We start from the raw sequence: 13,528 nt of genomic DNA, 5'->3' as shown, positions 1-13,528 counted from the left end.
ACCGCCGTCTCGCCAGCACCGTGGCCGAACCGCTGTACACAGCCCTGAAACGCGCCGGCCTGCCGCCGTGCTGACGGCGCTGGCAGCGGGTGGAAGCCGATCCTCCCGCCCGCTGACTCCGCTCACCTGGAAGGGGGAGGCGCCGTCAACCTCGCTCGCCAGGATCGGCGGCGAGGCGGCCGAGCATCGCCATCACGGTGATCCGCGCGTCCTTGTCGTTCGTCACCGTGCAGTGGGCATCGACGCCTCGCGCGTCCGGTGCTTCATTCGGATCGGTCAGGCCGATCCGGATCAGGTCGACGGCATACTCGCGGCACTGGGAGTAGTCCTCTGCGGCGCGGACCGCCTCGACGTGGTCGATGTGGCCGGGGTCCGCAGCGCGCAGCAGCGCGGGGGTGGGCAGCGGGCCCAGTGCCTCTTCGATCCATTCCGAGACGGTCTCCCGGGGGCAGCCCTGTTCCAGCCGCGAAGTGCTCGCCGCGGTGAGCGCCAGGTGGATGAGGAGCGTCCCGAACCAGTTGGCGGCCTCGGCCGGGGGCGTGTCCGTGCCCGTCGGCGGCATCACGGCGCGGTACAGCGCAGCAGGGTCATCGGTGTGTGCGGCGGCGGCGACCGCCTTCACGGCGCTGCCGAGGGCAGCCTGGTCGATGGTCACGTCGGTGCTCTTTCCCTAGTCGGCAGCCGTCAACTTACCGCTCCGGCGCGGTCGAAGGACCCGTTAACGGACATTCTGTGGAATCAGCTCTGTCGAGGAGTGGTCGTCATCCGGTGGCTGTCGCGATCTGTTGTCCGGCTGCTGTGGCTGTTGCTCGTGCAGCGGCCTCTTCAACCTGGCGTCGGCCGGATTCACCTCGGCTCCAGATGAATGCGCGCCAACGACGTGGCGCGTCGCTGCTCCCGGAAATCGGTGGAGGGCCGGGGATCCTGTGGATCATCGCGCCGGCCGGTTCGTTCAAGCAGGGTCTTCGCACGAGAGGAAAGACCGGTGAGGTCATCCAGTATGTGCATCCTGCACTTCTTTTCCCAAGACAAGGGTATGGATTCGCAGGACCGCACGGTACCCGGTCGAAGTGCTTCGATGCAGTTCGAACCCCCAGCGGCCGTGGCCGTCGCGGGTTCAACATGGGCCTCCCGGACGGCACTCTCGGGGACGGGCGGCCACGTTGACGATCGGCAATAGCGTCGCGGTGGCTGGGTCGCCGCTCCGGCCCGAGACACGGCCGGGCCGGCGGTGCGCAGCGGCCTTCGGTCCGGGCCCTGGGCGAAGGCCGCCGAGTGCTACTGAGTGTTATCGGGGCAGGTGTGGCCGGTCGCCGGGCTCCTGGGTGGGGAACTGTTGGCCCGCGCCAGGAAGGGCGGGCGCCGGATAGTTCGCCACCTCGTACTTGGCCAGTTCGAGCTGCTCGGCGGTCGGGGGCAGCGCCGGGGCCCTGCACGCGCCGCCGTTGAACTGGAAGGCGGAGGTCAGGTCCCCGAAGGCGTTGCGACGCCAGTCGGTGACGGTGGTCGACCGGACTCCGGTGAACCGCTCCAGGAACTGCAGCACCGAGGTGTGGTCGAAGGCCTCGCCGGCGACCCAGCCGCCCACCGTCCAGGGCGAGATGATGATGCACGGCACTCGGAAGCCGCCGCCGATCGGCAGGCCGCGGACGAACTCGCCCGGCGTCGCGGCTGGGGGCACCGGCGGCGGCACGTGGTCGAACAGCCCGTCGTTCTCGTCGTAGTTGAGGATGAACACCGTCTTCGCCCAGACCTCGGGGTTCGACGCGACCGCCTCGATCTTGGAGGCGACGTAGTCGGCACCGGCGGCGGGCAGGTAGTCCGGGTGCTCGGACTGGTAGCTGGTCGGCAGGATCCAGGAGACGGCGGGCAGCCGGTTGTTGCGCGCGTCGTCCTCGAAGGTGCCGGCCGGCCGGGCGGTCATGCCCTTGCGGTGCAGTGCGCTGCCGGGCGCGGCCTGCTGGAAGCTCTTGAAGAGCGAGAGCATGTTGGTGCCGTAGTTGTCGGCTTCCTGGTAGACCTGCCAGCTGACGCCGGCCGCCTCCAGCTGTTCGGGGTAGGTCTTCCAGGTCAGCGGCTCGGGCGCCGAGTTCTTGATGATCGGGCCGCCCTGGCCGCCGTCGGCTCCGATCGAACCCGTCATCCAGTACAGCCGGTTGGGCCAGGTCGGTCCCTGGACCGAGCAGAAGTAGTTGTCGCAGATGGTGAACGACTCGGCCAGGGCGAACTGGAAGGGGATGTCCTCCCGGGTGTAGTACCCCATCACGTACGGGCCGTTGACGCCGTCGGCGGACCGGTGCGCGGGCAGCCACCGGTCCATCTTCCCGCCGTTCCAGGCCCGGTGTTGCACCGACCAGGAGTGGCTGGTGGACGGGATCGCCTGGGCGCTCGTGGTGCGGGTGTCCAGGTGGAACGGCAGCAGGTAGCCGTCCGGGTTGACGCTGTCGGGCTGGTAGAACACCGAGCGCCCGTTGTCCAGCCGCAGCGCGTTCGGGTCCGCGAAGCCGCGAACACCGGCCAGCGTGCCGAAGTAGTGGTCGAAGGACCGGTTTTCCTGCATCAGCAGGACCACGTGCTCGACGTCCCGCAGCGAACCGGCCTTCGGCACCCCCGCCGCTACCGCCCGCTGGACACTCGGTGGCAGCAGGCTCATCGCCGCTGCCGCTCCCATCGCGCCGGCCGCCGATCCCAGCAGCCTCCGTCGGGTTATTCCGGACATCAGCCTTACCCTCTCCGTCGCGCCGGTGCGCGTGCGGGATGTCACCGCACCGGACTACCTGTGGCTTTCCCCCAGGAGCTCCGAGGCAGTGGAGATGACGGATGAACAGCCAAGGAATGTCAGGTACCCGCCAGGCGCTGTAGCCGCCCCCGGACCGCACTGCTGGCAGCTCCCAAGGAATGTCCGAACGCCGGGCGGGGGCGGCCCGTACGGCGATGGCCAGGCGGTGCATCACCCGGTCCGAGCGGGGCCGGCCGAGGACCATCGCCCTTCTCTCATCTCCCACTGCCCGGCCGCGATCAATCGGACGACCACGTTGGTGCCGCCCAGACCCGAAGACAAGCGACGTCACTACTGCCCGATAGACCCGGAAACGACAAGTTCGCGGAAGCGTTCAGCGAACGGAGCTCCTGGAACGCATGGGACAGGTGGGCCTCCGGGGCACGGTCACCTGGTTGCCGAGGCCCTGGTGCGCGGGGTGGCGGCCGGGCAGGCTAGTTTGTCCGGGTGAGTCTCCTCGATGATGTGGCCAAGCGCGACGGCTGGCGATGCTGGGTGTGCGACGAACCGGTCGACCCCGACAAGTCGGTGAACGATCCCAGGGGGCCCAGCGTCGACAGCCGGACCGCCGACCGGAAGGCCAAGGTCGCCGAGCGGCTCGCGCACCGCGGGTGCAACAGCCGCAAGGGCGCGGTCAAGGTGGTCATCGCCTGGCCGGACCGCCTGTACGTGGCCGAACCCGCGCCGCTGATCACCGTTGCCGCGAGGCTGGAGCGCAAGGGCGGCCGCGAGATGGTGGGCCGTTGTCCGACCAGGCAGGACGCCCAGGAAGCGGCGGATTGGCTGGTGGACCGGTTCTCCCGACTGACACCGGGGCTGCCGGTGACCGCCGACATCGAGGCGGGCGGCGGCCAGTTCCTCGTCATCCTGGCCACCGGCCGCCGCTGACCGGGGACCACCAGCGCACACTCGCGCCGAGCTGAACCGTCGGCCCACATCGACCCGCCCTGACGAAGGCTCACCCACGACAGCGACCCTGCGGTGCGAGTAGCGGCTCAGGATCTGCTGGCCGCGATCGACAGCCACCTGGGCGAGTCCTGCTGCCGGGCCTGACACAAGAGCCTTCCTTGGCACTCCGGTGTCGGCCGTCGGCCTGGTGGTGCTCCTCGTTGCCCGTCTGGGATCTCCGGGGATCGCTCGACGTCGGCCTTGTCCCGGGCCCGATGCGTCCCCGGCTGCGGTCGCCGTCCGGGACCACGGGGGCCTCCGAACGAGAGGCAGCCACCGGACGGCTTCTGTCGGTGACGGGTGATAGATGTTCACCAGGGCCGGGTGACATGGCAGACAGGGGGAGGGCGCAGTGTCGGATGTGGTGATGTGCGGTCCGTTGGGAGATATCGCGCGGCAGGCAGGGCTGCAGGACGGTATCCACACCGAGGACGTCTATGCGGCGGCCCTGTGCTGGTGGGCGGCCGCCGTGGCCCCCTCGGCGGTCCTGCCGGTCGGCCACATGGAATGGCCTTGTCTGGTGTGGGGAGCCTTCCTGACCGACGACGCCCGGCCTCCACTGGTCACGGCCCTGGCCGCGGCCGGTATGGACTCCAGCCGTTTTCGCCGGCTCACCAGCCACCACGACATCACCACAACGGACAGGCTGCGGGCCGCTTGGCGCCGGTCCGCCCGGAGTACCCGGCCCGGCACCGGCTTCTCTCTGCTGCTCACCGGCAGCCCTGTCAAGCACCGCCCATCGAGGACGTTTTCCGATGACTCCCTCGCCTACGCGTTGCGTACGGCCTGGGACGGCAACGAATACCGCAACCTCGAACATCAGCGTCGTTCGCGCGCGGGCGGCCCGGCGGGGGAGGCCCCCAGGATCGGGGTGCTGTGGGAGATGCCGGCGGGCGACTGGAGGTACAGAGCACAGACGGAAGCAGCCTCCTCCAGCAGATTCCTGGTCTTCCGCCGGAAAACGGTAATCCCCGGCGCCACGCTCCCTGGCCGCCGGATAGTGCCGGTGGCTTCCCAGGCCGTCGAGGGCCTCGCCCGGATCTACGACAGCCTGTCGCACCAGCAGGTGCAGTTCACGATGACGGGTGAGGCCGCCGCGAAGTTCTGGCCGGTCCAGCTCAGCGCTGCTCGCTTCGACGACCAGGAGTCCCTGCCGGAGGACCAGTTCGTCCGACTGGACGCCCACACCCACCGGATCGCGGCAGCGCTCGCCCTCGCCGAGGACACGGACGTGATCACCGGCGGCCACATCGAGGCGGCATGGTCCCTGGTTGCTCGTTCTGGCCGGGATCGGGCCCGATTGCTCTGCCCTGATGCCCTGGACCTCGTCGGCGGCATTCTCGACGAGATCGGCGGGCAGGTCCGGACCGCGACCGGCTCGCCGCAGGCCCTGCCGCTGGGAGAACTGTTCCCGCCGGGTGGTCCCCATGCCGTCAGCGCGCCCGCCGCGGTGCCCGCCAGCGGGGTAAGGGACAGGAAGGGCCGGGTCAGGCGTGACGGGGCGGTCGTTCAGGACGTCAAGGACTGGTACGGCAACCAGTGCCAGATGTGCGGCAGCGTCCTGGGAATCCCGGGACCACGCCAGACGATCAGCGAAGGTGCTCATATCCGCCCGCTGAGCCAAGGCGGACCCGACTATACCGGCAACGTCCTGTGCCTGTGCCCGAACTGCCACACGCAGTTCGACCAGGGCGGCCTCTACCTGACCGACGACCTGCGCGTCGTGGAAACGGTGACCGGCACAGTGCGGCAGCGTCTGGAAACGGAGCCCGGCCGTGACGTCGGCCTGGAGTACGTTCGCTGGCACCGTGCGCGATGGGCACAGTACATCCAGCCCGTCAGGCAGACGCGCGGAGGGCGCTGACGGACGCTATGCCATTGCGGAGAGGCGGAGTTCGCGGGCTATGGCCGCGCAGCTGTCCGTTGCCGGCGACCGGCTGGGCTCGTTTGATGCGGGGCCGGCTGCACGGCCAGAAGCGGGCGGCTCGCCCACACGGCTACGGGGCTGCCGAACGGTGACGGTCGTCGACCTCCAGTACCACCCGGATCACGGTGTGCCGGCGCTGCTGATGGAGCTGGAGGACCCACGCACCTGCCCCGAACTCCTACGGCTGCTGCGGCTACTCGTCCTGCCACCGCCCGCCTCGACGGCCGGATCACGCGGCAGCCGGGGCGTCGGCGTCGGTCAGCCCGGGAGTCGGACCCGCTGGAGGAGCCACTGCGTATCCTCGCTGTCAGCCCGGGAGGCCCAGCAGGTCGCGCAGAGCCTGGTCCTCTCGGACGGCGCCGGGCGGAGCCGTCCGTTCGAGGGCGGCCACGAGCCGCTGCCGGTCCCGCCGCCGCACGGCCAGTAGCGGGATCCGGCAGCGTGCCCCGGTGCGGCTCTCGAGCCGGAGGGTGTGCGGCCCCCGGCCGGCGTCCGCCTCGGCCGTCACCGAGCGCAGCTCCGCCAGCGGGACGGAGGTGCGGTGCAGGCCTCGGCGGACGGTGATCCGGCCGCGGCCCACGGTGACGGAAAGGAGGAGCACCAGCGCGGGTGCGAGGGCGCTCACGACCGCCGCGGCGGCGTACACCGGGGCTGTGGGGCCGCCGTCGAGCGCCTTGGGCAGGGAGATCAGCAGGCCGCCCGCCGTGAGGGGCATTCCGAGGAGCGGGTTCGGCCGCACGGAGATCGGCGCGGACGGGGGTAACGCCTTGTCGGTCATGTGCCGTTCCTGTCGTCGAGAGGTACGGAGCGCGAGCCACCGCGAGCGGCGGGCCGCCCCCGCGAGGAGAGGCGGCCCGCCGTGGTGTCGTCGAAGGGACAGTATCGAGTCGGCCGTAGCCGGTGTGCACCGGCCGGGAACCGGGGCCGGTCAGCCCTCGCAGATCTTGCGCCAGACGTCCAGGCTCTTGTCCGTCCGGGCCGGGAGGATGCCCCTCAGAGCGCCCAGCCCCTTCAGTCCGAGGGGTGACGCCGCGACGTCCGCCGTCAGGTAGCCGGCCGCCTCCCCGCAGTCCCAGGCGGACGTTCCGCTGCTGCACTTGTCGGCCACCAGGCCAACCTGGGTGACGGTGGTCACCAACCAGGCTGCCCCGGAGATTCCCCCGGCGACGGCCGCGCAGGGCAGCGCGCCCACGATGGCGCAGCCCGCCGCCACCGTGCCGGAGACGGCCCAGACAGCTGTGGCGACAGAGTTGATGTGCGAGATCACGTCGGAGTGGTCATGGGCGAACTTCTTGACGCTGCTCCAGCCCCAGAGCCCCGCCGGGTCCGTCTGGTTGAGCGGATCGGCGTTGGCGTAGCCGTATGCGCTGAGGGTCTGTTCGACCACCGGGTCGACGCTGAGGAACTGAGCCGTGGCCGGGTCGTAGGAGCGGGCCCGGAGGTACACCAGGCCGCTCTCGTCGTCGCTGTACTGGCCCGCGTACCGCAGCGCGGTCGACGCGGAGCCCGTGTGGGAACTGACGGCGCCGTAGGGCGTGTAGGCGTACGCTCCGGCCACGGAGCCCGAGGCGTCGGTCAGGGCCCGGGTGGAGCCCAGCTGGTCGTGGAAGAACCAGAGGGTGCCCGTGCCGGTGATCTGCTCGACCGGCAGGTCGTCCGGTCCGTAGACGTACGAGGACGAGCCGTCGGAGAGCAGGTTGGGGATCTGCTGCGCGTCCCAGGTGTAGGAGACGGTGGTCGTCCCGGTGGTCTTCCGCGTCCGCAGGCCGGTGCCGTTGTACGTGTAGGCGCTGGTGGTCCCGCCGCTGCTCACCCCGGTCAGGCGGTTCGCCTGGTCGTACGTGTGGGTGACAGCGGTGCTCCCGGTGGTGGCCTTCGTGCGGTTGCCCTGCGGGTCCCAGGTGTACGCGGTCGCGCCACTGGGCGGGGCGGTGCAGGACGGCGTGGCCGGCACCGGGCCCGGGGTGCTCCAGCAGAGCTGGTTGGCCGCGTCGAAGGCCTGGCCGGTGGCTCCGGTCCGGACGGGGTTGTCGGCGGCGTCGTACGTGTAGTCGGTCGTGGCCGACCCCGAGGTGGCGGACTTGAGCTGGTTCAGCGCCGTGTACTGGTAGGTCTGGGTGCTGCCAGGCACACCGCTCGGGGTGTCCGAGTTGACGCGGCCCGTGTTGTCCCGGGTGTAGGTGAGCGAGACCAGTGTCGAGGTGCCGCTGGTCAGCCGGTCGGCCAGCGGCTGCCCGGCGTCGTCGAGCGTCGTGGTGACAGCGGTTCCGTTCGGGACGGCCGTGGACGTCCAGTGACCGGCCTGGTCGTACCCGAACCCGGTGGTCTTTCCGTTCCAGTCCTTGACCGCGGTCAGGCGGTTGGCCTTGTCGAAGGTGCGGGTGACCGTCTGGGCGCTGGCACCGGGGTAGGTGATCGAGGTTTCGTTGCCGTTCTCGTCATAGCCGTAGCCGGTGACCGCTCCGGCGCCGTCGGTCAGCGAGACCAGCTCGCCGAAGGCGTCGTAGGCGCGCCGGGAGGTGCCGGTGCCGTCGGTCATCGAGCTCTGTCGACCGGCCGCGTCGTAGCCGATCGCGGTGACTGGCGGGGTGGCGGTGTCCGAGTAGGCCACCGAGGTGGGCTGGTTGTTCGCGTCGTAGCCGAAGGCGGTGGCGCGTCCGCTCGGATCGGTCGATGCCGTGCGTCGTCCGGCCGCGTCGTAGGCGTTCGCGGTGGCGCGGCCCAGCGGGTCGGTGCGCAGGGTCTGCAGCTTCTGGGCGTCGTACGCGTAGACGGTGGCCGCGCCGAGTCCGTCGACCGTCCTGGCGACCGTGCCGTCGGGGTTGTGGTCGGTGGTCAGCACCGTCCCGTCGGGCCGCGTCACCTTGGTCTGGTTCCCGAGGGCGTCGTACGTGTAGTGGGTGGTGTTGCCGTTCGGGTCGGTCGTCGAGGTGCGGTGCCCGTCGGCGTCGAAGGCGGAGGTGCTGGTGTGGCCGAGCGGGTCGACGGCGTTGGTCCGGTTGCCCCACGCGTCGTAGGAGTAGGTCGTGCAGCCCTTGGCAGGTGCGGTGCAGCCTGGTGACGTACCGGCGGCGACACCGTCCGGGGCCACCTCGGAGGTCAGCAGGCCTCGGGCGGTGTCGTACCCGTACTTGGTGGCATTGCCCAGTTCGTCGGTCGCGCTGATGACGGCGCCGGCCGGGTCGTAGGTCTTGCGGCTCGCGTTGCCGCGCGGATCGACCGCGCGGGTCGCGTCGCCCGGGTGGGCCGCGTCCTCGTAGTACACCGCGGTGGTCCGGGCCGGCAGCGATTCGTCGACCGGCTGGCGGACGACGCCGGTGAGCAGCCCGAAGCCCTCGCTGCCGGTGTTGGTGCCGCTGCCGGTCGCGATGTGGCCGGCCTCGTCGTAGGCGTAGGAGGTCCGGAGTCCGCTCGGGTCGATGACGGTGCGGAGGTTGTCCGCGCTGTCGTAGGACTTGACGGTGGTGAACCCGCGGGCGTCGCCGGCCGACGTCTCGTTGCCGTGGTCGTCGTAGGTGTAGGTGCGCAGGTTGCCGACGGGGTCGGTCTGTGCCGTGACGCCGAGGCTGACCGGGTCGTAGGTGTAGCTCCAGGTGCCCGCGTCGGCGGTGCCGTAGCCCTTGGTCTCGGACTGCAGGAGTCCGTTCTGGTAGGTGTCGAGGGTCTTGTGGCCGGCCGGGTCGGTGACCAGGGTCTGGCCTGCGACCAGGTTGCCGCCGCTGTCGGGCCCGTAGGTGAAGGTCGTGGTGCCGCCGACCTGATCGGTCTGCACGAGGACGCGGCCGGCGGTGTCGTACGTCATGGAGACGACTGGCGTCGGCGTGGCGGTGGACCCGTACTGGGACGGCTGGCGCATGGAGTTGAGCAGGTGGTTGCCGGTGTAGCCGTACTGGAAGTGGTCGTCGTCCTTGAGGACGGGGCTGCGGGTGGTGCCGGCGCCGTAGACGTCGGTGAGGTTGCCGTTGGCGTCGTAGCCGTAGCTCACCTGGCGGCCCGCGCTGTCGGCGAGGCCGGTGACGTGGTTGCCGGTCCAGGTGAGGGTGTAGCTGCGCCCGCCCGGGTCGGTGATGGTGGCCAGGTGGTCGGCGGCGTCGTAGCCCAGGGTGGTGGCGTAGGGCGGGGAGGCCTTGCTGCCGGCGAGGTCGGTCTCGCTGAGCAGGTGCCCGGTGCCGGCGTCGAAGGTGAAGATCTCCTTGGACTTGCGGGCGAAGGTGTAGGCGGTTCCGTTCTTGGCGAGGGTCGCGTTGAAGCGGGGCGCCGATGGTGCGTAGCTTCCGGAGGTGTTGACGAAGGCGACCTGGGAGCCGTCTTCCTGGCGGATCGTGACGTTGCCGGTGGCCGGGTCGGTGATGGCGCTCAGGTTGTAGGAGTGGGTCCAGCCCCAGCCGAACGGTCCGTCCGCGGCCAGGGCGCCGCCCGGGCCGGCCGGGTCGGCGACGGCGGAGGCGTAGGTGCGGGTGAAGGCGAGTGGCTTGCCGCGGCCCGGGGTGGTGAGGTCGGTGAAGGTCTCACCGAAGTAGCCGGTGCTGGTGTCGACCGGGTCACCGGCGGTGCGGCGTACGCAGCCGCACTGCACCCACGAGGGGTTGCTGCCCTTGGGGGCGTCCTGGATGCCGGGCGGTCCGCCGATGGGCTGGCCGGGGGTGCCGCCCATCGGGATGAAGGCGACCGCGTCGTAGGCGACGTCGTAGTCGGCGAAGTTGATGTTGCCGGCGCCGGTGATCTCGCTCTTGTTGGTGAGCTGGAGGTTGCCGCCGTTTCGCATCGCGAAGGTGCCGATGGTGACCCATTCCTCGGTGCCCCAGTTCTGGTTCACCCGGATCTTCCACGGTGCCACCCCGCCGCCGGGGTTGATGGTGTAGACGACGTTGGAGGCGGTGGCGGCCGTGGAGGGGAGATGGATCTTGATCTTGTAGTACTGGAGCTTGGGCAGGTTCGGCGTCCAGGTCCCGGTGTTGATCAGGTCCGGGTTGGCGCCGTCCTCGGTGTGGGTGAACAGGACGCGCCCGCCGAAGCCGACACCGAGCTGGTGGGTGTCGATCGCGCCGATCTTGTCACCGGCGGCGTTGGTCCCGTACGCGTACGTGAAGGTGCCGCCCTGGGACCAGTTGGCGGGCGTGCCGCAGCCGACCAGGTTGAGCGGTGGCTGGGGCTGCGACTCGTCGACGACGATCGGGGCTCCGTATCCGGCGTTGCCGACCTTGGCGGAGTCCAGGGCGCAGGTCGGCGGGTGCGGGTGCGGTTTGACGACGGCCGGTTCGGTCGAGCCGGCGGCCGCCGTGTAGGCGCTGGTGGCGCAGGTGGCGGAGCAGTCGGGTACGAAGGTGACGGCCTGGTGCCACCAGCACTGGAAGCTGGCCAGGGTGCAGTACTTGGCGTTGGCGGCGCCGGTCGGGTCGCACTTGTTGTCGGCGGTGCAGAAGGCGGTGACCGGCGGGATCTGCAGCCAGGTCTTGCCGCCGTGGTAGTCGGGCTTGGTGTAGGCGGGCTGGTTGAACCGGAGGATCGGCTGGCCCATCCAGCCCGTGATCCGCTCCTGGTAGGGCCAGCTGCCGGGGTGCGCGGCGTCGCCGTAGCTGTTCTTCAGATACGGCGCGCGGGTCGGCGGGTAGTCCGGGTTGCGCGGGTTGTTGGCCCAGCCCAGGCCCCAGTTGCCCTCGGCGCTGGTGCAGGTGGGGCTCGGCACGCAGCCGGTGGTGTTGCCGAACTTGGCGGTGGGCTGGATTCCGGAGTTGTAGGCCCAGGCGGCCAGGTACCAGTTCTCCAGGTAGCGCGGGTTTCCACCGTTGACGGTGATGCCGGCGTCGTAGAGCTGGTTCCAGGTCCGCTCCAGGATCTGCAGACCGGCGGAGACGTTCTCCTGGTAGTCGACGGCGATCTTGGTCTGGCCGTTGACCGAGTAGACCGTGTCGCCCTTCGACATGCCGTTGGTGATCTGGCCGAGGCCGTAGCCGCAGTCGGCCTTGGTGTAGTCCATCTTGGAGATGGAGCCGCCGGCGCCGTAGTAGTCGCCGACCAGCGCACCGCCCGCGATGCCGGGCAGGGCGTGCCAGGACGCCTGGCTGTAGTTGCTCTCCTGGGCCACGATCGCCTGGTAGACCGAGCGCGGCACCGAGTCGAAGGTGTCGCCCGCCGGGTGTTTGAGCGGCAGCCTGGGGAAGTCTCCGTTCGGTGCGAAGGCGGCCAGGCCCAGGTTCGCGAACCCGGCCGGCCGGGTGTAGGGGGAACCGGTCAACAGGCCCTGCTCGGCCATCTCGATGGCCCAGGACACCTGTGCGGTGCCCGGCTGCATCACCTGCCGGTTCTCGGCCAGCCGGTCCACCGCGCACTTCGGCGCCGCGGCGGCAGCCGTGGCCGGGGAGTCGTCGGTGCTTCGCGCGTCCGTCTCCCCGGGGGCGGGCGCGGGCGCCGCGGCGGCGCCCTGCTCCGACACGATGCCGCCGGCTCCAGCCGGAACCGGCGCGAGGGGCGGAACCGCGGTCGACACGGACACCGTGCCGGGGGCAGCGTCTCGCTTCAGGAGCGTGTCACCCGCGGTCGTGACCACCAGCGGGGCCGACACGGCGGTGTCCGGCCCCAGGCCCAGCAGGGCGGCGCCGTCCAGGGACACGCCGACGGCGCCCGAGGGCAGCTTGCCGGTGGAGACGTTGCGGATGCCGGACTTCTCGGCCAGCTTGGTGGCTCCCAGGGCGACGGACTCGCCACCCCGGCCCTGCATCAGCCGTAGCGCCTCCCTGGGGCCCTCGCCGAGGGGGGAGAGCCTGCCGTCCCGTTCACGCATCAGGAAGGAGGTCGGCCCGCCGTCCTTCTGTACGACGAAGTCGACCCCGCCGGCGGTCGGACGCAGGTCGTAGGCGAGGCCGTCGACCTGCGCGATCCTCACCGGCTCGGCGGGTGTCTCGGCCGAGGACGCGGGAACGCGGACCAGGGAGGCGCCCTGGGCGCCGACCGGGCCGTCGGGGGTCGGGACGACCGATGTCACCTGGCCGGCCACCGTGGTGGACGCCTTGATCTCGCCGGTCGGCAGATCGACTGTCAGGACCTGGGTGAGCCGCTGGTCGCTTCCGGGGTTGACCGTGAACATCGCGGTCTGTCCGGTACCGCAGCCGGGCGAGTGGTACTTGAGCGCCACTCCGGCGGCCACGGGCTTCACCGCGCCGCTGGACAAGTCCACCGAGTACGCGACGGCACCGTGGTCACGCGCCTCGGCCCGGTTGACGGCGCCGGCCGGCAGCACCGTGACGGCAGCGAACCTGCCGTCGCCGGACACACACTGGTAGCCCGTCCAGGACGCGTCGTCGATACCCGCGGGGCGCAGCAGCGCCGTCTCGCGCCACCGGTAGCCGCCGGCGCCGGTGGCGATGTCGAGGTGGTAGCCCGAGCCGTCGCCCCAGCCGTTGACCAGGACGTCCTCGGCGGGGCCGAGGGCACCCTCGGGCGCGGTGGCCGACGGCTGTTCCGGAGGGGCCGCCGCCCGGGCGGGGCTGGTCGCGGACATCACTCCCGCGATCAGGGCCATGCTGAGAAGAGCCGTCCCGGGTAATCCCAGGACCGGCGATTTTCGTGAGGACACGTGTTCTCGTACCTCTCGGAGTGTTCGGGTGACGGAACAGCTGCCCCCTGGAGGGGGAGGGCTCGACGATTCCCCCGTTCCGGCGGACCTGCCGGGGTGACGCCGAGCGACCGTGCGGGTGCGACCGGGGGCGACGTGTCCGTAGTCGCCGGCGCAGTGCTTCGACGGGTTCGATGGTGATCCGCGTGCACGTCCGTGGGCGGGCCGGACAGCCGCCACCCCCACAAGCACCCCCAGATGATATAGTGAAAAAAATACAACCAAAAACACGACAGGAAAAAAAAAAAAAAAAAAAAAAAAA

6 protein-coding genes are annotated in these 13,528 nt (G+C 70.5%); 2 read left to right on the top strand and 4 right to left on the bottom strand.

Going from position 1 to position 13,528, the window contains the following annotated elements; all coding sequences use genetic code 11:
- Positions 1 to 145 precede the first annotated feature (145 nt).
- Positions 146 to 655 (bottom strand): hypothetical protein, encoded by a 510-nt coding sequence (locus ACFVHI_RS32735; protein WP_063351740.1) that lies wholly within the window; start codon positions 653 to 655, stop codon positions 146 to 148.
- A gap of 633 nt (positions 656 to 1,288) precedes the next feature.
- Entirely contained in the window at positions 1,289 to 2,719 is a 1,431-nt protein-coding gene (locus ACFVHI_RS32730) for an alkaline phosphatase family protein (protein ID WP_380345401.1), read from the bottom strand.
- 507 nt (positions 2,720 to 3,226) lie between these two features.
- Here ACFVHI_RS32730 and ACFVHI_RS32725 point away from each other — a divergent pair.
- Positions 3,227 to 3,667, top strand: a complete 441-nt coding sequence (locus ACFVHI_RS32725; protein ID WP_380345399.1) for a hypothetical protein — start codon at positions 3,227 to 3,229, stop codon at positions 3,665 to 3,667.
- Between the two features lie 412 nt (positions 3,668 to 4,079).
- Positions 4,080 to 5,591 carry an HNH endonuclease gene (locus ACFVHI_RS32720; protein ID WP_380345397.1) on the top strand — a complete coding sequence of 504 codons (1,512 nt, stop codon included), beginning with the start codon at positions 4,080 to 4,082 and terminating at the stop codon, positions 5,589 to 5,591.
- Positions 5,592 to 5,961: 370 nt separating this feature from the next.
- Here ACFVHI_RS32720 and ACFVHI_RS32715 read toward each other — a convergent pair whose 3' ends face one another.
- On the bottom strand, positions 5,962 to 6,432 hold the full coding sequence (locus ACFVHI_RS32715) for a hypothetical protein (RefSeq protein ID WP_380345395.1): 471 nt from the start codon (positions 6,430 to 6,432) through the stop codon (positions 5,962 to 5,964).
- Between the two features lie 150 nt (positions 6,433 to 6,582).
- Positions 6,583 to 13,152 carry an RHS repeat-associated core domain-containing protein gene (locus tag ACFVHI_RS32710; RefSeq protein WP_380345393.1) on the bottom strand — a complete coding sequence of 2,190 codons (6,570 nt, stop codon included), beginning with the start codon at positions 13,150 to 13,152 and terminating at the stop codon, positions 6,583 to 6,585.
- Positions 13,153 to 13,528 lie beyond the last annotated feature (376 nt).

This window comes from Kitasatospora sp. NPDC127121, from assembly GCF_042677305.1.
Taxonomy (GTDB): Bacteria; Actinomycetota; Actinomycetes; order Streptomycetales; family Streptomycetaceae; genus Kitasatospora.
This window is presented reverse-complemented; position numbering and strand designations above follow the sequence as displayed.